Genomic DNA, 20,294 nt, shown 5'->3' with positions numbered 1-20,294 from the left:
GATTTTCAATAATTCAACATGATTCTGATATAAAACGACATAAGGAGATAAGTACTGTGACCGAACGCGTCGTGCTTGCCTACTCGGGCGGCCTCGACACGTCCGTGGCCATCGGTTGGATCGGCGCCGAGACCGGCGCCGACGTCGTCGCGCTGGCGGTTGACGTCGGCCAGGGCGGCGAGGACCTCGAGGCCATCCGGCAGCGCGCCCTCACCTGTGGCGCGGTCGAGTCGATCGTCGTCGACGCCCGTGAGGAGTTCGCCGAGTCCTTCGTCGCTCCGGCGATTAAGAGCAATGCGCTCTACATGGACCGGTATCCGTTGATCTCGTCCCTGTCGCGACCCGTCATCGTCAGGCATCTGGTCGCCGCGGCCCGCGAGCACGGGGCGGACGCCATCGCGCACGGCTGCACCGGCAAGGGCAACGACCAGGTGCGCTTCGAGGTCGGGGTGGCGGCGCTCGCCCCCGGGCTGAGCGTGCTCGCCCCGGTGCGCGACTCGGGGATGACCCGGGACAAGGCGATCGCCTTCGCGGAGGAACGCGGCCTGCCGATCGACGTGTCGAAGAAATCGCCGTATTCCATCGACCAGAACCTGTGGGGCCGCACCGCCGAGTGCGGCGTCCTCGAGGACCCGTGGGCCCAGCCGCCGGAGGATGTCTTCGTCTACTCCGCGGACCCCACCGTCGCGCGGATCCCCGACGAGGTGACCATCTCGTTCATCGACGGTGTCCCGGTGGGGTTGGACGGGCGCTCCCTCCCGCTCGCCGATCTCGTCGCCGAGCTCAACGTCCGGGCGGGCGCCCACGGCGTGGGCCGGATCGACCTGATCGAGGACCGGCTCGTCGGCATCAAGAGCCGGGAGATCTACGAGTGCCCGGCGGCGATCACGCTGCTAACGGCCCACCGGGACCTCGAGGACCTCACGCTTGAGCGGGACGTCGCCCGGTTCAAGCGGGGCATCGACCAGCGGTGGGGTGAGATCGTCTACGACGGTCTGTGGTACTCGCCGCTGAAGAGCGCGTTGGACGCCTTCGTCGACTCCGCCAGCGCCGGAGTGTCCGGGGAGGTGCGGATCCGGCTCGTGGGTGGCGTCGCCCAGGTCGTCGGCCGGCGCAGCCCGGCCAGTCTGTACGACCACGCACTGGCCACCTACGACGCCGGCGACCAGTTCGACCAGCGCGACGCCCGCGGGTTCATCGAGCTCTGGGGTCTGCCGACGAAGGTCTGGGCGGCGCGCGAGCAGCGGCTGAACCCGTGACCGCGACGCACCCGCCCGGCGGGAACGACACGACGCGCAGAGGGCCCGGTGACGGGGCGCCCGGTGACGGGGCGCCGATGCGGCTGTGGGGCGGGCGCTTCGCCGGCGGCCCGGCGGAGGCGCTCGCCCGGCTGTCGATAAGCGTCCAGTTCGACTGGCGGCTGGCGCCCTACGATCTGCTCGCGTCGAAGTCGCACGCCCGGGTCCTGCACCGGGCCGGGTTGCTCGACGCCGACGAGCTCGCGGCGATGCTCGCCGCCCTGGACGAGCTCTCCGACGCGGTCGCCCAGGGCCGGTTCCGCCCGACCGTCGAGGACGAGGACGTCCACACCGCCCTCGAACGTGGTCTGCTCGAACGGCTCGGAACGCTGGGCGGAAAGCTGCGGGCCGGCCGGAGCCGCAACGACCAGGTCGCCACCGACCTGCGGCTCTACCTGCGGGACTCGGCCCGCGAGGTGGCCGCGCGGCTGACCGAGTTGTCCCACGCGCTGGTCGTGCTTGCCGAGCAGCACGTCGACACCCCGGCCCCCGGGATGACCCACCTGCAGCACGCCCAGCCGATCTCCTTCGGTCATCAGCTGCTGGCACACGTGCAGGCGTTCGTCCGGGACATCGACCGGTTGCGCGACTGGGACGTCCGGGCGTCGGTGAGCGCCCTGGGGGCCGGGGCACTGGCCGGTTCCTCGCTGCCGCTCGACCCGCAGGGGGTGGCCGCGGAGCTGGGGTTCGACCGGGCGTTCGCCAACTCCCTCGACGCGGTCTCCGACCGGGACTTCGCCGCCGAGTTCCTGTTCGTGGCGGCCCTGATCGGGGTGCACCTGTCGCGGCTCGGCGAGGAGATCGTGCTCTGGACGACGAGGGAGTTCGGCTGGGTCGAACTGGACGACGCCTTCGCGACCGGTAGCTCGATCATGCCGCAGAAGAAGAACCCGGACGTCGCGGAGCTGGCCCGGGGGAAGTCCGGCCGGCTCATCGGGGATCTGACCGGTTTCCTGGCCACCCTCAAGGGACTGCCGCTCGCCTACGACCGCGATCTGCAGGAGGACAAGGAGCCGGTCTTCGACGCGGTCGACACCCTGCTGCTGGTGTTGCCCGCGCTGACCGGCACGGTTGCGACCATGCGGGTCCGTCGCGAGCGGCTCGTCGCCGCGGCGCCCGACGGCTTCGCGCTGGCCACGGATGTCGCCGAGTACCTGGTGCGCCGAGGGGTGCCGTTTCGTCAGGCGCACGAGGCGGTCGGCCAGTTCGTGTCGTGGTGCGTGGCCCACGACGTCGATCTCGACGAGGTGTCGGACGACGATCTCGGTATGATCAACCCCCTGCTCACCCCGGACGTGCGCGAGGTGCTGTCGGTGCGGGGAGCGCTGGAGGCCCGCTCGGCCCCCGGCGGGACCGCTCCCGACCGGGTCCGCGAGCAGATCGCCGCGTTGCGTCCGGTGCTGGACCGGGACCAGGCCTGGGCGGTGGGCTGACGGCACTACCCGAATCCTCGCCCGGCATGGCACCGACGGACGGTGCCGCGCCGGACGGGGTGGACTTCTATGACCGGCCCGTTCTGGCCGTCGCACCGGCTCTTCTTGGTGCGACGGTCTGGCACGGGCCGGTCGCCGTTCGGATCACCGAGGTCGAGGCGTACGGGGGGCTGGACGATCCCGCCTCGCACGCCTACCGCGGCCCGACGCCGCGCGCGGCCGTCATGTTCGGACCGCCGGGACGGGCCTACGTCTACCTCAGTTACGGCGTCCACTGGTGTCTGAACGTAGTGTGCGGACCGGTCGGTTCGGCGTCGGCCGTGCTCCTGCGCTCCGGAGAGGTCGTGGCGGGTCGTGACCTCGTGGCGGGCCGTTTCCCGCGCCTGGTCGAGGCGGACCTGGCGCGTGGCCCCGGCCGGTTGGGACGGGCGCTCGCCGTGACCGGCGCATTGAGCGGAACCACGATCACCGGCCCGGGGCCGGTCACGGTGGCACTGGCCGGGGGCCGGGGGATCCGTCCTCCCGGCCCGCCCGGTATCTCCGGCGGCCGGGTCCGCCGCGGCCCCCGGGCGGGGATTCGGGTGGCGACCGAATGGCCCTGGCGATTCTGGCTCGCTGGCGAGGCGACGGTCAGCGGCCCGCGGCCGCCGCGTCGACCCAGGTGAGTCGACCCGGTGATGCTCTGGCCCGTGTTCCGGGTGTCAGTCTTCCGGCCCAGACCATCAAGCGTCCCATATCAGAAGATCACAACGAACTGGTCTTGAGAAGGTGTGACGTACATCACATATCTTGGTAAGGGATTGATTTGACGTCCCCCGTCATCCACCCGTAATGTTCTCTCTGTCAGCGAGACACCGGATCCGCCGAGTACCACGGATGCGGTCGGTGACTGCCCCCCCGAGGGGCGCGTGTGGCAGATGTACGGCAGCCCCCGTCTGGGGAGTAACTGACGAGCATCCTCCAGAATTTTGTAAGAAGCCAGCAAGCCGCCTGAGGGCGACGTCTTGCGACGTCTACTCAGTAGCGCCTGCTCCTTGAGAACTCAACAGCGTGCCGATTGTCAGTGCCAATTGTTTTACCCCGTTCATGGCCTGGCTGGGTGGTGTCCCACGTGGTGGGGTGGCTGTCTGGTTGGGTTGTGAGGGATTCCTTTGGACACGGTGGTGGGCCTGTGAGGGTCTGCTGTCGATGTCGGGGTCTGTCGATGTTTTTGCATCGGCGCTCTCAATGCATTGATGGAGAGTTTGATCCTGGCTCAGGACGAACGCTGGCGGCGTGCTTAACACATGCAAGTCGAGCGGGGAGCTTCGGCTCTCAGCGGCGAACGGGTGAGTAACACGTGGGCAACCTGCCCCGAGCTCTGGAATAACCTCGGGAAACCGGGGCTAATGCCGGATATGACATTGCCGGGCATCTGGTGGTGTGGAAAGATTTATCGGCTCGGGATGGGCCCGCGGCCTATCAGCTTGTTGGTGGGGTGATGGCCTACCAAGGCGACGACGGGTAGCCGGCCTGAGAGGGCGACCGGCCACACTGGGACTGAGACACGGCCCAGACTCCTACGGGAGGCAGCAGTGGGGAATATTGCGCAATGGGCGGAAGCCTGACGCAGCGACGCCGCGTGGGGGATGACGGCCTTCGGGTTGTAAACCTCTTTCAGCAGGGACGAAGCGAGAGTGACGGTACCTGCAGAAGAAGCACCGGCCAACTACGTGCCAGCAGCCGCGGTAATACGTAGGATGCAAGCGTTGTCCGGAATTATTGGGCGTAAAGAGCTCGTAGGCGGCCTGTTGCGTCGGCTGTGAAAACCCGGGGCTCAACTCCGGGCCTGCAGTCGATACGGGCAGGCTAGAGTCCGGCAGGGGAGACTGGAATTCCTGGTGTAGCGGTGAAATGCGCAGATATCAGGAGGAACACCGGTGGCGAAGGCGGGTCTCTGGGCCGGAACTGACGCTAAGGAGCGAAAGCGTGGGGAGCGAACAGGATTAGATACCCTGGTAGTCCACGCCGTAAACGTTGGGCGCTAGGTGTGGGGGACCTTCCACGGCCTCCGTGCCGCAGCTAACGCATTAAGCGCCCCGCCTGGGGAGTACGGCCGCAAGGCTAAAACTCAAAGGAATTGACGGGGGCCCGCACAAGCGGCGGAGCATGTGGCTTAATTCGATGCAACGCGAAGAACCTTACCAGGGCTTGACATGCAGGGAAATCTCGTAGAGATACGGGGTCCGTAAGGGTCCTGCACAGGTGGTGCATGGCTGTCGTCAGCTCGTGTCGTGAGATGTTGGGTTAAGTCCCGCAACGAGCGCAACCCTCGTCCTATGTTGCCAGCGAGTCGTGTCGGGGACTCATAGGAGACTGCCGGGGTCAACTCGGAGGAAGGTGGGGATGACGTCAAGTCATCATGCCCCTTACGTCCTGGGCTGCACACATGCTACAATGGCCGGTACAAAGGGCTGCGATGCCGTGAGGTGGAGCGAATCCCAAAAAGCCGGTCTCAGTTCGGATCGGGGTCTGCAACTCGACCCCGTGAAGTCGGAGTCGCTAGTAATCGCAGATCAGCAATGCTGCGGTGAATACGTTCCCGGGCCTTGTACACACCGCCCGTCACGTCACGAAAGTCGGTAACACCCGAAGCCGGTGGCCTAACCCTTGTGGGGGGAGCCGTCGAAGGTGGGACCGGCGATTGGGACGAAGTCGTAACAAGGTAGCCGTACCGGAAGGTGCGGCTGGATCACCTCCTTTCTAAGGAGCGTCTGGCTGGTCTGTCCTGTAGTGGGGTGGGCTGGTGCAGAGCCAGGGCCGGCTGTGGATGCCGGTCTGGTTGCTCGTGGGTGGAACGCTGACGATGGGGTTTCGGCTGGTTGTCCGGGGTCTAGTACTCCTCTGTCCTTATCTTCGGGTGGGGTGGGGGGTGGAACGGTCCGGGTGGGTGGCTGGGGTCCGTGGCACGCTGTTGGGTCCTGAGGGAGTGAGGCTCTCTCGGCTGGTGGGTTCCTGTGCTGTGGTCCTGGTGGGGATCGTGGTGGGGGGGTCTGCTGGTGGAACGGACCGGTCGTGGTGGAGGACTGCCTTCCCGTTGGGTGGGGGTGGGTTTCGCCGGGTCGGCTGGGGCCGTCCGTACGTTGAGAACTGCACAGTGGACGCGAGCATCTTTGTGGCCAAGTTATTAAGGGCGCACGGTGGATGCCTTGGCACCAGGAGCCGATGAAGGACGTGGGAGGCTGCGATATGCCTCGGGGAGCTGTCAACCGAGCTGTGATCCGAGGATTTCCGAATGGGGAAACCCGGCAGGGCTTTAAATCCTGTCACCCGTGCCTGAACACATAGGGCATGTGGAGGGAACGCGGGGAAGTGAAACATCTCATTACCCGCAGGAGGAGAAAACAACCGTGATTCCGCGAGTAGTGGTGAGCGAAAGCGGAACAGGCTAAACCAGTGTCGTGTGAGAGCCGGCAGGTGTTGCGATGCTGGGGTTGTGGGATCGTCCAGGTGGAGCTGCCGTTCCATCGGGGAGTCAGAAAGAGCATTGTTAGGCGAAGGTCATGCGAATGGGCCGCCATAGAGGGTAATAGCCCTGTAGCCGAAAGCAGTGTTCCTCCCGGACGTGTTCCCAAGTAGCACGGAGCCCGTGTAATTCCGTGTGAATCTGGCGGGACCACCCGCTAAGCCTAAATACTCCCTGGTGACCGATAGCGGACTAGTACCGTGAGGGAAAGGTGAAAAGTACCCCGGGAGGGGAGTGAAATAGTACCTGAAACCGTGTGCCTACAATCCGTGGGAGCTGGACTGTGGTCTGGTGACCGCGTGCCTTTTGAAGAATGAGCCTGCGAGTTTGCGGTGTGTGGCGAGGTTAACCCGTGTGGGGTAGCCGTAGCGAAAGCGAGTCCGAAGAGGGCGTTGAGTCGCATGTCCAAGACCCGAAGCCGAGTGATCTACCCATGGCCAGGTTGAAGCGCGGGTAAGACCGTGTGGAGGACCGAACCCACCAGGGTTGAAAACCTGGGGGATGAGCTGTGGGTAGGGGTGAAAGGCCAATCAAACTCGGTGATAGCTGGTTCTCCCCGAAATGCATTTAGGTGCAGCGTCGTATGTTTCTTGCCGGAGGTAGAGCACTGGATGGCCTAGGGGGCCCACAAGCTTACTGAAGTCAGCCAAACTCCGAATGCCGGTAAGTGAAGTGCGGCAGTGAGACTGCGGGGGATAAGCTTCGTAGTCGAGAGGGAAACAGCCCAGATCGCCAGCTAAGGCCCCTAAGCGTGCGCTAAGTGGAAAAGGATGTGGAGTCGCATAGACAACCAGGAGGTTGGCTTAGAAGCAGCCACCCTTGAAAGAGTGCGTAATAGCTCACTGGTCAAGTGATTCCGCGCCGACAATGTAGCGGGGCTCAAGCGCACCGCCGAAGCTGCGGCATGCACAAAATTTCCCGGCACTTTGGTGTCCAGGTTTGTGTGTGGGTAGGGGAGCGTCGTGTGGCGTGTGAAGCGGCGGGGTGACCCAGCCGTGGATGCCATACGAGTGAGAATGCAGGCATGAGTAGCGAATGACGGGTGAGAAACCCGTCCGCCGGATGACCAAGGGTTCCTGGGGCAGGCTAATCCGCCCAGGGTGAGTCGGGACCTAAGGCGAGGCCGACAGGCGTAGTCGATGGATAACGGGTTGATATTCCCGTACCGGCGTTGACGCGGCCATGCTGAACCTGGTTTGTGCTAACCATCTGATCGGATGTGTCTCTTCGGAGGTGTGTTCGGGAGGGTGGGATCCCGGCTGGTAGTAGGCAAGCGATGGGGTGACGCAGGAAGGTAGTCCAGCCCAGGCGGTGGTTGTCCTGGGGCAAGGGTGTAGGACGAGGCGTAGGTAAATCCGCGTCTTGTGTGTCTGAGACCTGATGCCGAGCCGATTGCGGCGAAGTGGGTGATCCTATGCTGCCGAGAAAAGCCTCTAGCGAGTGTCAGGGCCGCCCGTACCCTAAACCGACACAGGTGGTCAGGTAGAGAATACCGAGGCGTTCGAGTGAACTGTGGTTAAGGAACTCGGCAAAATGCCCCCGTAACTTCGGGAGAAGGGGGGCCGTTCTCCGTGTAGGGGTTTACCTCCGAAGCGGGGAGTGGCCGCAGAGACCAGGGGAAAGCGACTGTTTACTAAAAACACAGCTCCGTGCTAAGTCGTAAGACGATGTATACGGAGTGACGCCTGCCCGGTGCTGGAACGTTAAGGGGACGGGTTAGCTCTTCGGGGCGAAGCTCAGAACTTAAGCGCCAGTAAACGGCGGTGGTAACTATAACCATCCTAAGGTAGCGAAATTCCTTGTCGGGTAAGTTCCGACCTGCACGAATGGCGTAACGACTTTCCCACTGTCTCAACCACAGACTCGGCGAAATTGCATTACGAGTAAAGATGCTCGTTACGCGCGGCAGGACGGAAAGACCCCGGGACCTTTACTATAGCTTGATATTGGTGTTCGGTTCGGCTTGTGTAGGATAGGTGGGAGACTGTGAAGCTGGGACGCCAGTTCTGGTGGAGTTGTTGTTGAAATACCACTCTGGTCGTACTGGATGTCTAACCTGGGTCCGTGATCCGGATCAGGGACAGTGTCAGGTGGGTAGTTTAACTGGGGCGGTTGCCTCCTAAAGGGTAACGGAGGCGCCCAAAGGTTCCCTCAGCCTGGTTGGCAATCAGGTGTTGAGTGCAAGTGCACAAGGGAGCTTGACTGTGAGACAGACATGTCGAGCAGGTGCGAAAGCAGGGACTAGTGATCCGGCGGTGGCTTGTGGAAGCGCCGTCGCTCAACGGATAAAAGGTACCCCGGGGATAACAGGCTGATCTTGCCCAAGAGTCCATATCGACGGCAAGGTTTGGCACCTCGATGTCGGCTCGTCGCATCCTGGGGCTGGAGTAGGTCCCAAGGGTTGGGCTGTTCGCCCATTAAAGCGGTACGCGAGCTGGGTTTAGAACGTCGTGAGACAGTTCGGTCCCTATCCGCCGCGCGCGCAGGAGACTTGAGAAGGGCTGTCCCTAGTACGAGAGGACCGGGACGGACGAACCTCTGGTGTGCCAGTTGTTCTGCCAAGGGCATGGCTGGTTGGCTACGTTCGGAAGGGATAACCGCTGAAAGCATCTAAGCGGGAAGCCTGCTTCGAGATGAGGTCTCCCACAGGGTAGCCTGGTAAGGCCCCCGACTAGATGATCGGGTTGATAGGCCGGAGGTGGAAGTGCGGTGACGCATGGAGCTGACCGGTACTAATAGGCCGAGGGCTTGTCTTCGAAGGTGCTACGCGTCCACTGTGCGGTTCTCGGGTGTACGGCCGGTTCGGCTGGTATATCTGGATAGTGTTTCGGTGGTTTTGGCGAAGGGGAAACGCCCGGTCTCATTCCGAACCCGGAAGCTAAGCTCTTCAGCGCCGATGGTACTGCATGGGGGACTGTGTGGGAGAGTAGGACGCCGCCGGACGTATACGAGTGTGGGGCTGTCTCCCTAGGGAGACAGCCCCACACCCTTTGTCACGCCCTTTTTCGGCATGGTCACCGGGTGGACCCGGTCATCACCGGTCCGGACGTCGTATCGTTGAGGGTTGTGGCATCACCGCACCATCGTGGACCCGGGTGAACGTCGTGGACCCGGGTGAACCCGGACCGACGTACCTACGCAACATCCGAAGCACAGCCGACGATCTCGGGCGCCGTGGTGTCCGCGTCGGAAGCCCGGCGGCCTGAGGGCGCCTCCGGATCACGAGGGACCCGCAGCCGCAACCGCGGTACCTGCGGGATGAAAGGGAAGTTGCCGGTCATGCCGAGGGAAGACAGATCCAGTCAGCGAGGCGGGACGACGCCGTTCACGTCCCCACACCCGCAGCGGCGTGATCGGGACGCTTCAGGTGATCGTGGCACGCCGGCAGAGGGACGTCGCGCCGGGCGCCCGGTGCGTGGCGATGCCCCGGGCGTAAGGCGGGGCGGCGGATCCGAGACCGGCGCGTCGCGCGGACAGGGGGGTCCCTCTCAGGGCGCGCGCCAGGGTGCGCGCGGCGGCGGGCAGGGCGGTGCGCGGGGAGGAACGCGGGGCGGGGCGGGCCAGTTCCGCCGCGGCCCGGAGGGCCAGGGCCGGCCGGACCGCTCCAGGGGTTCGGACTCCAACACCCGGTACGGCAACGCCCGGTACGGCGCATCGCCGCGTGCGGGCGATGCGGGATCCGCCACTTCCTCTTCCTCCTCGGCCGCCTCGTTCGTCGACCGCCGCCCGGGTGGGGCTCGGCGTCCGGAGGGGACGGGGACCGGCGGTGGGCGTGCTCCGGCGGCTGGCGGTGAGCGCTTTTCCCGAGCCGGCGGCCCGCGCGGTGACCGGGGCGCGAGCGGTGACCGGGGCGCGAGCGGAGCCTCCGCCCGCAACCGGGTCGCCGCCGAGGCGGCTTGGCGCGAGCGTCGGGGTCGGCCGGGAGCGGAGGAGACCGGCCGGTCCGGAAGGCCGAGTAGCCGTCCCGACCACGGCAGACCGGGGCGCGACTCCTCGGTATCCCATCGGCCCGGGCAGGCCCGGGCCGGCAGCGACGGCCCGCGGCCCCGGCACGACGGCCCTGAACGGCCGACTCACGGCAGAGTCTGGCGTTCCGATGGCGACCGTCCCGCGGGTACGCGCTCGGCCGGCCCGCGGCCCGGCGGCGATCGAGGCCGGGAGTCCCGGGGGCCCCGGGACACCAGCGGTGGAGGGGACCGCCGCGACGGCGCCGCTCGCGCCGAGCGCCGTGGCCGGCCGTTCACCGAGGCTTCCAGGCCCGGGGGCGGCGGCCCCCGCGGCGGCCCCCGCGGCGGCCGTCCGACCGGGCCTGGCCGGACTGACAGAACCGACCGGGCTGGCCGGACTGATCAGACTGAGCAGGGCAGCCGGCGGGCCCGGGTGCCGGCTCCGCCACTTCCCGACGAGGCCCGCGCGGACCTGCTGGACCACGACGTGCGCCGGTCCCTTCGGGGGCTGCCATCGTCGCTCGCCGACACGATCGCCCGCCATCTCGTCGCGACCGCCCTGCTGCTCGACGACGATCCCGCCCGCGCGCTCGCCCACGCCCGCGCCGCCGCCGATCGGGTGCCGCGCCTGCCTGCGGTGCGCGAGGCGGTCGGTATCGCGGCCTACCATGCGGGGGAGTACGCGACGGCCCTGGTGGAACTTCGGGCCGCTCGTCGGATGGACGGTTCCGCGCACAACCTGCCGCTGATGGCGGACAGCGAACGGGGACTGGGCCGGCCGGAGCGTACCGTCGCCTACCTGCGGGATCCGCAGATCGACCAGCTTGATCCGGCCGCTCGGGCGGAGATGCTCATCGTCGTCTCCGGGGCCCGCCGGGACCTCGGTCAGCCGGAGGCCGCCGTCGTGTTGCTGCGGGATCTGGCCACGGCCAAGACGCCGCCCGCGCCGTGGACCGCCCGCCTCTGGTACGCCTATGCCGAGGCGCTGCTTGCCGCCGGTCGTCCAGAGGAGGCCGCACGCTGGTTCACCTCCACGGCTGCGATCGACGAGGGAGAGACCGACGCCGACGCCCGTGCGTATCTGATCATGACTGGTCGGCCTCTCCCCGAGGAGGACGAGGAGGCTGCCCAGGACGGCGCGGATCTCCTGCTCTCGGATCGGGCCGATCCCGACGCGGACGCCGGGACCGAGGCGAACGTCGATCAGGACATCACCGGCCATGATCTTACTGATCATGGCACCGGCACCGGCACCGAGGCTGCTCCCGAGGCCGAGGCGACGGAGACCGGGAGGTAGGACCGTTCGGCCGAGGACCACTCCGCCCGGTATCCGTGGGTCCGCGGGGAGACGGACCGTGTGTACGCCGGTCCTACGTACGCCGGTCAGTCGTCGAGTGGACGCAGCACGAGTCCGGTGCGCGGCTTCGGGGTGAACAACGTCGACTTGCGCGGCATCCGCTCGCCGGCCTCGGCGACGGCCGTCACACCGGCGATCGGGGTGGGGTTGAGCAGCAGCGCGGTACCTCCCGCCGCAGCCGCCGCGGCGATCGCGGCCGGCGCGTCGTGGTGGTAGTCGACCACGCCCACCGTGTCCGTCAACCCCCAGACGTCCACGATCAACGCAAGATGAGCGACGGTGACGTCGAGTCCACGGAAGGCCGCCGACCGTTCGGGGGGCAGACTACGGGTGAGCAGGTCGGCGTCGGGCTCGGTGAGCAGGTAGGCCGCGGTGCCGTTGGTGACCACGAACGCGTGCCCGCCCTGCCCGGCCTTGGCCAGTTCCTCCACCAGCGCGTCCGGGTCCGCGCCTGCCGGCCCCACGCCACCGGCATCCCCGGCGGCGGTACCACCCTCGCCGGGCCCGGCGAGCTGACGCACGGTGAACACCTCGGCGGCCCGCCGCACCGCCTCGGTGAGCCCGAGACCACGCACTACCCGGTGGATGGCGTGCACCTGGGGCCCCGAGACGGTCGCGTCGACGAGGAAGGCCAGACCGAAGTCCCAGGGGCCCGAACCATCCCCGGCGGCGTGCCGTTCCGCCTGGTACTGGCGGTAGGTGGCGTACCGATGGTGGCCGTCCGCGATCACCGCGCGCCGGGGCAACAGGTCCGCGGCGATGGCGGTGAGGACCGCCGGATCGTCGATGGCCCAGAGCCGGTGCGTCACCCCGTCGTCCGTGGACGTCTCCACCAGCGGCGTCGTGGCGATCACCATCGAGACCACCCGGCTGGTCTCGCCGCCGCCGGCGTAGAGCAGGAAGATCGGTTCCAGGTTCGCGCGGGTCGCGCGGGTCAGCGCCAACCGGTCTGAGACCGGGCCCGCCATGGTGTTCTCGTGCGGGAGGATGATCCCCGCATCCGGATCGGTCAGCGCGACCGCCCCGATCAGCCCGCGCTGGGCGTGGCCGGCCCGCTCCTCCTCGTAGACGTAGACGGAGGCCTTCTCGTCGCGACGCAGCACTCCGCTGTCCAGCCATGCCCGCAGCGTGCGGGCGGCCCCGTCGTAGTCCTCCCCGGGGAGGATGAGCCGGACCACGTTGCGCTCGTCGCGCGCTTGGAGCTCCGCCCGTTCGGCGTCGTCGATGACGTCGTAGGGCGGGGAGGTCAGCGGGGCGAGGTCCGGCCCGGAGGACGGAAATCGTGCGGCCCGGAACGGGGCGAGCACGAGACCCGCCGGAGCGGGAACGGGACGATCGGCGTCAACCATGAGCCGCATCGTAGGGCCCCGAGAGTGCGGACCCGGTGTGACCCGGGAGTGCCCTCGCTGCTGACCGCCCGTGTTCCGGCCGGCCCGACCGGGCGAGAGGAACATTTCACCACCTTCCCGTAGTGCGAGCGTGCCATCGGAGCGGCGGGACGGTGGACAGCGCACACCTGATCGTTATGGGGATCTCGAGGTACGTTGGGCGGCTTTGCGGCGACACTGGAGCTGCGGACCTCGAGGATGTGCCTGGCGCTTGGCGCCCGCGGTGGCGAAGCCGGACGGAGTGATTCCGGATCTGGCGGTGTTCCTCGGGTGAGAGGCGGTGATGCGCATCGAGGGCGCCACGGTGCGGCGGAGTCCGGCGCGTGGCCTGGCGCGTGGCCTGGCGCGAGGCCCGGCGCGAGGCCCGGCGCGAGGTCCGGCGCGTGGCCTGGCGCGAGGTCCGTGCCCGGTGCTCAGGATTGGTGTGGCGAGGAGACAGATGATCGTCCGTGTCGTGGAGGTGAAGATGTCCGAGGAGACCGGCCCTCCGGGGGATGTACCGGACGAGACGCCCGGTGGGCTGCCCGCCCGCAGACGACGTGATAGATCCAGCTCGGTGCCGTCCGATGTGACGTCCTGGGTGGATGACAGTGCGGACCGGTCCCGGCCGGGACCGGCGGGTGAGGTCTACGACTGGTACACCCGGGGGATGGCGCTGCTCGGCCACGGGGACGCCAATGCCGCGGTGCAGCTGCTGGCCCACGCCGTCGCGGCCGAACCCGCCTCACCGAGCGTGCGGGAGGCGCTGGCCCGGGCACAGTTCACCGCCGGTCAGTACGGCGCGGCCCGGGAGACTTTCGCCTGGATCGTGGACCGGCATCCCACCGACGACTACGCCCAGTTCGGCCTCGGGCTGTCCGCCCGCAAGATCGGTGATCTCCGGGCGGCCGTGGAGCATCTGGCGCTGGCCGTGGCGATGCGTCCCGACATCCGACACTACGGTGTCGCGCTGCGTGGCGCCCGCGCGGCGTTGGCTCGAGCATGACCCGGCCGGCCGCCGTGCCCGCGCCGGCGCACGAGACCACGTCAACCAGCCCTTCGTCAGTCAGCCCTTCCGCGGTCTCCTCCGCTTCGTCGTCCTGCGGCTTGTCCGGTTCCTCTGTGTCCTCTGTGTCCTCTGGTTTCTCCGTGTCTTCCGGCGGCTTCCCCGGGCCGTTGCGCGGGACGGACCGGCCGCTGGCCGACCTGTTCGACGTCGCCCTGATGGATCTCGACGGTGTCGTCAACCGTGGGGCCGCCGCCGTGCCACACGCGGCCGGCACCATCGCAGCCGCGGGCCGCCGGGGGATGCGCACGGTGTACGTCACGAACAACGCACTGCGCCCGCCGGCCGAGGTCGCCGCCCGCCTGCGCGGCTTCGGCGTGCCGGCGCAAACCGAGGACGTCGTCACCTCGGCGCAGGCAGCGGCGCACGTCCTGGCCGAACGGCTGGGCACCGGATCCCGGGTGCTCATTACCGGAGGGCGGGGACTTCGACAGGCGGTGATGGAGGAGGGCCTGGTCCCGGTGGACTCGGCCGAGGACGATCCGGCGGCGGTGGTCCAGGGGTTCGACCCGGATCTCACCTATGCCCGCCTCGCCGAGGCGGCCTATGCCATCCGGGCCGGAGCACTGTGGATCGCCAGCAACGCCGATCGCACCGTGCCAACCGAGCGGGGCGTCGCGCCTGGTAACGGATCCGTCATCGCCTTCCTGCGGGCCGCTACGGACCGCGAGCCGGTGGTGACCGGCAAGCCCGAGTCGGCGATGCACCGCGAGTCGATGCGGCGCAGCGGAGCCCGGATACCCCTCATCGTCGGTGACCGGCTCGACACCGACATCGAGGCCGGTCACCGGACGTCGACGCCGACCCTGCTCGTCTTCACCGGGGTGACGACCCCCGGAGACCTGCTCGCAGCTCCCGCTCCGCACCGTCCCGACTTCCTCGCCGCGGACCTGCGCGGGCTGCTCCGGGCGGCGCCACCGGTGGAGGCCGTCCCGGAGCTGGGGAACCACGCCTATCGTTGCGGCGCCTGGAGCAGCCGGGTCGAGGAGGGGACGCTGCACTGGTCGGGTGAAAGCTACGGGCTGGGCGATGACGCGTCGGATGGCGATCGTTCAGGCGGCGGTCATTCCGGTGGGGATGCGTCAGACCGGGATATGTCGGGTGACGACACGTGGAACGGGGACGGCACCGACGGGCTGGACGGGCTGCGGGCCGCCTGCGCCACGGTCTGGTCCGCCCTGGACAGCGGCGTCGCCGTCCACGCGATCGCGGCGCGACGCCCACCGGGTTGCGAGGACCTGATGGCTCCGGCGCCCCGGGCACCGGAGCCCGTGGCGCTCGCCTGAGTCCCGGCGCCTTGGAGCATCGTCGGTGAACAGGCGCATCGTCACAGCAGCGAGCGGACCCGCAGCAGATCCCACACGCTCGCGTCCACCTTCAGCCGCCCACTGGCCCAGGCGGTCATCGCGGGAAGCCTTCCCTCGGCGACCGCCACCAGGTCGTCGCTCTCCAGCGTCAGGGTGATCTGGGCGTCGTCGCGGCTGCCTTCGCCAATGTGCCGCAGGCAGCCGTCGCGCAGCTCCCCGGAGAAGACAGCGCCGAGATCGGGGATACGACAGACGATGACGCGATCCGGGGCGCGCGGGGGACGGCCGTCGGCGGAGAGCCCATCCAGGCGGGCGGCGAGAGCATGGAGCGCGGCCTCGCACTGCGACCTGTCGGCCATCCCGGCCGGTCCTCCTCTCGGCCTGTTCGACCTGCGCCCCTCTCGGCCCGGCGTGCCGGGACACTAGCGTGAGAGTAGGTGTTCCGGTCGGCCTGTTCGACCTGCGCCCCTCTCGGCCCGGCGTGCCGGGACACTAGCGTGAGAGTAGGTGTTCCGGGCGGGACGACCCGCGTGGTGGGCGAGTTTACACCGGTTGCGAGCCGATCTCCGGTGGTCCTGACGGACCCGGGGTGAGGTCCCGGGCCGGCCGAGGGCGGATCCGGCCGGACGAGGAGTGGACAGGACATGAGATTCGTCGCATGACGCACGTCGCCAGGGTCCGTCGCGTCAGCGGCCGTGAGTGCGGGAGGCTGACAACGTGAACACCGAGAATCTGCCTGCCGAGGTTCGCGGCGCCCTCGGCCGGCTGGACATGCTCGACGTCCTACCGACGGCCGCGCATGTCGAGGTCTTCGAGGAGATAAACCGCCGGTTGGCCGGGGCACTGGCGGACCTGGACGGGAGCGCTGACCAGGTCAAGGGTGCTGACCAGGTCAAGGGCGTCGGGGGCGCGGCCGGGCCGGGCGTGCCCGTTCCGGCGCGTTGCGGGGCGCGTCCCACGGGAGGGCCGCGGCCCGGGCCGGGCATGATCCGGCCGGCGCGGTGAGTCGCTCCGGGGTCGCGATGTCCCGCCGGACACGTCTGGACAGCGAACTTGTCCGTCGTGGTCTCGCCCGGTCCCGGGAGCAGGCCGTTGCGGCGATCACCGCGGGTCGGGTGCTGGTCGGCGGCATTCCTGCCACGAAGGCTGCCACGGTGGTCGACGGATCCACCTCCATCGCGGTGACGAAGGGGGACGATCCCGGCTACGCCTCCCGCGGCGCGCACAAACTTCTGGGTGCCTTCGAGGCCTTCGGGGTCCCCGCACCGGGGCCGGAACCGGGGCCGGGTGCCGAAATCCCGCGTTCGACCGGCCCCACGCTGGTCGTGGCCGGTCGTCGGTGCCTGGACGTCGGTGCCTCCACCGGCGGCTTCACCGACGTGCTGCTGCGGTACGGGGCGGGGACCGTCGTGGCCGTGGACGTCGGCTACGGGCAGTTGCTGTGGCGGCTGCGCTGCGACCCCCGGGTCCGCGTGCTCGACCGTACCAACGCCCGGAACCTGACGCCCGCCGAGATCGGTGACCGCGTCGACCTGGTCGTCGGGGACCTGTCGTTCATCTCGCTGGCCCTGGTGCTGCCCGCGCTGCGCGCCTGCGCGGTCCCGGATGCCGATTTCGTGCTGCTGGTGAAGCCCCAGTTCGAGGTCGGCCGGGAGCGGCTCGGGCCCGGCGGGGTGGTGCGTGACACCGCATTGCACGCCGAGGCGGTCCACGACGTGGCGGCGTCCGCGGCCATGCTGGATCTCGGCGTGCGTGGCGTCACGGCGAGTCCGCTGCCCGGCCCGGCGGGCAACGTCGAGTACCTGCTGTGGCTGGCCGCCGGGGCCCCACCGCTCGACGCGGACGTCCTGGCCGGGGCGATCGCCGCCGGCCCCGCGGGACCGGGGCGCCGGGCATGACGCGGGAGATCCTCGTCGTCACCCATCCCCGCCGCTCGGTGGTCCGGGAGAGCGCCCATCGGGTCATCGAGGGCCTGGCCGCCGCCGGGGTGTCGCCGCGGGTGCTGCGGGACGAGGCGGAGATGCTCGACCTGACCGCCGCCAACAGCGTGCCGCACGACGCCGACGCGGCCGTCGGGGTGGAACTGGTGCTGGTCCTCGGCGGCGACGGCAGCCTGCTGCGCGGCGCGGAGCTGGCCCGCACCGCTGACGCCCCGCTGCTGGGCGTGAACCTCGGGCATGTCGGGTTCCTCGCCGAGGCCGAACCCGACGCGCTGGAATCCACCATCGAGCACGTCGTCCGCAAGGACTACACGGTCGAGGAACGCATGACGGTAGACGTCACGGTCCGGCGGCGTGGCGAGGTCACCTATACCGGCTGGGCGCTCAACGAGATGTCCCTGGAGAAGGCCGAGCGCGCTCGGATGCTGGAATGCGTGTTGGAGATTGACGGGCGTCCGCTGTCCCGGTGGGGCTGCGACGGGGTGATCTGTTCGACGCCCACCGGATCCACCGCCTACGCCTTCTCGGTCGGTGGTCCGGTGATGTGGCCGGGCGTCGAGGCCCTGCTGGTCGCCCCGATCAGCGCGCACGCGCTGTTCGCCCGGCCGCTCGTGCTGGCGCCGACCTCCGCGGTCGCCGTGGAGATCCTGCCGCCGGTGCCCGCGGTCCTCTACTGTGACGGCCGGCGGTCCGTCGAGGTGCCCCCCGAGTCGCGGGTCGAGGTGGTCCGCGGCCGCCGACCGGTGCGGCTCGCCGTGGTGCACCCGCTGCCGTTCACTGATCGTCTTGTTGCCAAGTTCGGCCTTCCGGTGGAAGGTTGGCGGGGACGCAACCAGCGTGCCTCCCCCGCGTAGCGGCTTCGCCGCGACGCGGGGACCCCTGGCCCTGGGCGCCGTTCGGGGTTTCCGTCAGCTCGCCTTCGGCGAGCTTCCTGGGGTGATTGTCGGGGGGCTTCGCCGCGACGCGGGGACCCCTGGCCCTGGGCGCCGTTCGGGGTTTCCGTCAGCTCGCCTTCGGCGAGCTTCCTGGGGTGATTGTCGGGGGGCTTCGCCGCGACGCGGGGACAGCGATGTCGGATCTTCCGCCTCTGCGATATCGGCCTCCGTCCTGGTGACGCTAGAGTTCGGGGCGTGCTCGAGGAGATTCGCATCCGCGGCCTCGGGGTCATCGACGATGCCGCCCTCGACCTCGCTCCCGGCCTCACCGTGGTGAGTGGCGAGACCGGAGCCGGCAAGACCATGATTGTCCAGGGGCTGGGACTGCTCACCGGCGGGCGGGCGGATTACGGTCTGGTCCGGCCCGGGGTCGATCGCGCCTTTGTCGAGGGTCGGCTCGTCATCGGTGCCGAGTCGGCTGTCGCGGCCCGGGTCCGCGAAGTCGGCGGCGACCTCGACGAGGATCCGGGGGGCGCCGTCCTCGTCGTCGGTCGGACCCTGACCGCGGAGGGCCGGTCCCGGGCGCAGGTCGCGGGCCGCTCGGTTCCGGCGAGTGTCCTCGCCGAGATCGCCGAGGAGCTGATCGCCGTGCACGGCCAGTCCGAGGCGCAGCGCCTGCTCAAGCCGTCCACCCAGCGTGACGCGTTGGACCGGTTCGCCGGTTCCGCCGTCGCCGGGCCGTTGGCCCGCTACGGCGGTGTGTACCGGGAGCTGACCCGGGTCAGTCGGCAGCTCGCCGAGATCACCGACCGGGTGCGTGAACGCGAGCAGGAGGCGGAGCTGCTGCGCATCGGCCTGGACGAGGTGGAACGGATCGCCCCCAGCCCCGGTGAGGACGTCACCCTCGACGCCGAGCTGACCAAGCTGGAGCACGCGGAGACCCTGGTGCGGGCGGCGCGGACCGCGCACGCCGCGCTGATGAGCGATCCGGCCACCGGGTCGGACGAGCCCGGTGCGGTCGATCTGGTGGCCGCGGCCCAGCGGGTCATCGCCGGCGAGTCCGCCCTTGACGCCGAGCTCGCTGCCCTCGGCACGCGGCTCACGGAGGTGGGGATGCTGCTCACCGACGTCGCCGCGGACCTCGCCTCCTACGCGGAGGGCATCGATGCCGACCCGGTGCGCCTCGCCGACGCCCAGGCGCGCAAGGCCGCCCTCACCAGCCTGACCCGGGCGCACGGCACCGGCATTGACGGCGTGCTGGCCTGGGCGGACCAGGCCGGGCGCCGGTTGCTGGAACTCGACGGCGCCGGGGACAGCGTCGAGGCGCTCACCGCCCGGCGGGACAGCCTGACCGCCGAGCTGGCCCGGCTCGCCGAGGAGGTCAGCGAGGCCCGGACCAAGGCGGCGGCCCGGTTCGGTGCGGCGGTCGCCGCCGAGCTCGCCGGGCTCGCGATGCCCCGGGCCCGGGTGGAGGCCGCCGTGTCGCAGCGCGACGATCCAGCCGGTCTGCCGGTCGGCCTGCGGGTCGTCGCGTTCGGACCGTTCGGCGTCGACGACGTGGAGCTGCGGCTGATACCGCATCCCGGGGCGCCGCCGCGGCCGGTCCAGAAAGGCGCGTCGGGCGGTGAGCTGTCCCGGGTCATGCTCGCGATCGAGGTCGTCCTCGCCGCCGCCGACACCGGTTCGACCATGGTCTTCGACGAAGTGGACGCCGGGGTCGGCGGCCGGGCCGCGGTGGAGATCGGCCGGCGCCTCGCCCGCCTCGCCCGCACCCATCAGGTGATCTGTATCACTCATCTGCCGCAGGTCGCCGCCTTCGCGGACCGTCATCTGGTGGTCCACAAGGCCGACGACGGATCGGTCACCCGTAGCGGGATCGTCACGCTCGACGACGCCGGCCGGGTGCGGGAGCTCTCCCGGATGCTCGCCGGCCAGGAGGAGAGCCCGCTGGCCCGTGGGCACGCCGAGGAGCTGCTCGCCGCCGCGGAGGCCGACAAGGCGCTGCCGTAGTGCCACCGCGGTCGGGAGGTCGGACATCCTGCGGTGGTCCAGGCAGTCACCGAAGGTGATAACCGAGGGCCATGACTCACCCTTATGGCAGAGTCCCCGCATTGCGCTGGAGGCGTCGCGCGGGGGAGCTGTTACCGTGAAGTCCCGTGGAGGCGCCGGGGCCGGACCGGCGGCGTAACCACGGGAGCT

Annotated in this window: 12 protein-coding genes and 3 rRNA genes; 13 read left to right on the top strand and 2 right to left on the bottom strand. The window is 69.0% G+C overall.

Going from position 1 to position 20,294, the window contains the following annotated elements:
* Positions 1 to 56: 56 nt before the first annotated feature.
* The 7 genes from FRANCCI3_RS15945 to FRANCCI3_RS15915 all read left to right on the top strand — a co-directional run bounded on the left by FRANCCI3_RS15945 (position 57) and on the right by FRANCCI3_RS15915 (position 11,480).
* Positions 57 to 1,259 (top strand): argininosuccinate synthase, encoded by a 1,203-nt coding sequence (locus FRANCCI3_RS15945; RefSeq protein ID WP_011437554.1) that lies wholly within the window; start codon positions 57 to 59, stop codon positions 1,257 to 1,259.
* A gap of 77 nt (positions 1,260 to 1,336) precedes the next feature.
* Entirely contained in the window at positions 1,337 to 2,731 is a 1,395-nt protein-coding gene (gene argH / locus FRANCCI3_RS15940) for an argininosuccinate lyase (protein WP_011437553.1), read from the top strand.
* A 26-nt stretch (positions 2,732 to 2,757) separates the two neighbouring features.
* On the top strand, positions 2,758 to 3,396 hold the full coding sequence (locus FRANCCI3_RS15935; protein WP_011437552.1) for a DNA-3-methyladenine glycosylase: 639 nt from the start codon (positions 2,758 to 2,760) through the stop codon (positions 3,394 to 3,396).
* 567 nt (positions 3,397 to 3,963) lie between these two features.
* Positions 3,964 to 5,473 (top strand): 16S ribosomal RNA (locus tag FRANCCI3_RS15930).
* A 414-nt stretch (positions 5,474 to 5,887) separates the two neighbouring features.
* Positions 5,888 to 8,992: ribosomal RNA gene (locus FRANCCI3_RS15925) — 23S ribosomal RNA — on the top strand.
* A 70-nt stretch (positions 8,993 to 9,062) separates the two neighbouring features.
* Positions 9,063 to 9,179 (top strand): 5S ribosomal RNA (rrf, locus tag FRANCCI3_RS15920).
* Together the 16S, 23S and 5S rRNA genes form the textbook arrangement of a ribosomal RNA operon.
* 1,437 nt (positions 9,180 to 10,616) lie before the next feature.
* A complete protein-coding gene (locus tag FRANCCI3_RS15915; RefSeq protein ID WP_023842160.1) occupies positions 10,617 to 11,480 on the top strand; it encodes a tetratricopeptide repeat protein in 864 nt (287 codons plus the stop codon).
* Positions 11,481 to 11,566: 86 nt separating this feature from the next.
* Here FRANCCI3_RS15915 and FRANCCI3_RS15910 read toward each other — a convergent pair whose 3' ends face one another.
* Positions 11,567 to 12,898, bottom strand: coding sequence for a DUF1015 family protein (locus tag FRANCCI3_RS15910; protein ID WP_011437550.1), 1,332 nt, complete (start codon positions 12,896 to 12,898; stop codon positions 11,567 to 11,569).
* Positions 12,899 to 13,394: 496 nt separating this feature from the next.
* On the opposite strand from FRANCCI3_RS15910, the gene FRANCCI3_RS26330 reads away from it, so the two are divergent.
* Positions 13,395 to 13,913, top strand: coding sequence for a tetratricopeptide repeat protein (locus FRANCCI3_RS26330; protein WP_308726852.1), 519 nt, complete (start codon positions 13,395 to 13,397; stop codon positions 13,911 to 13,913).
* Positions 13,910 to 15,259, top strand: a complete 1,350-nt coding sequence (locus FRANCCI3_RS15900) for an HAD-IIA family hydrolase (RefSeq protein ID WP_011437548.1) — start codon at positions 13,910 to 13,912, stop codon at positions 15,257 to 15,259. The genes FRANCCI3_RS26330 and FRANCCI3_RS15900 overlap by 4 nt, the downstream gene beginning before the upstream one ends.
* A gap of 41 nt (positions 15,260 to 15,300) precedes the next feature.
* Here FRANCCI3_RS15900 and FRANCCI3_RS15895 read toward each other — a convergent pair whose 3' ends face one another.
* Positions 15,301 to 15,639, bottom strand: coding sequence for an alkyl sulfatase C-terminal domain-containing protein (locus tag FRANCCI3_RS15895; protein WP_011437547.1), 339 nt, complete (start codon positions 15,637 to 15,639; stop codon positions 15,301 to 15,303).
* A 358-nt stretch (positions 15,640 to 15,997) separates the two neighbouring features.
* Here FRANCCI3_RS15895 and FRANCCI3_RS15890 point away from each other — a divergent pair, with 358 nt between their 5' ends.
* The 4 genes from FRANCCI3_RS15890 to recN all read left to right on the top strand — a co-directional run bounded on the left by FRANCCI3_RS15890 (position 15,998) and on the right by recN (position 20,105).
* Positions 15,998 to 16,285: a hypothetical protein gene (locus FRANCCI3_RS15890; RefSeq protein ID WP_011437546.1), complete on the top strand. Its 288-nt coding sequence runs from the start codon at positions 15,998 to 16,000 to the stop codon at positions 16,283 to 16,285.
* A gap of 17 nt (positions 16,286 to 16,302) precedes the next feature.
* Entirely contained in the window at positions 16,303 to 17,178 is an 876-nt protein-coding gene (locus tag FRANCCI3_RS15885; RefSeq protein ID WP_011437545.1) for a TlyA family RNA methyltransferase, read from the top strand.
* Complete coding sequence (locus tag FRANCCI3_RS15880; RefSeq protein ID WP_011437544.1) at positions 17,175 to 18,074, top strand: NAD kinase; 900 nt, start codon at positions 17,175 to 17,177, stop codon at positions 18,072 to 18,074. The genes FRANCCI3_RS15885 and FRANCCI3_RS15880 overlap by 4 nt, the downstream gene beginning before the upstream one ends.
* 276 nt (positions 18,075 to 18,350) lie before the next feature.
* Positions 18,351 to 20,105, top strand: a complete 1,755-nt coding sequence (gene recN, locus FRANCCI3_RS15875) for a DNA repair protein RecN (protein ID WP_011437543.1) — start codon at positions 18,351 to 18,353, stop codon at positions 20,103 to 20,105.
* Positions 20,106 to 20,294: the final 189 nt, after the last annotated feature.

It is taken from the genome of Frankia casuarinae (genome assembly GCF_000013345.1).
GTDB classification, from domain to species: Bacteria; Actinomycetota; Actinomycetes; order Frankiales; family Frankiaceae; genus Frankia; species Frankia casuarinae.
Note: the sequence above shows the minus strand (reverse complement) of the source record. Positions and strands in the feature narration are given on the sequence as shown.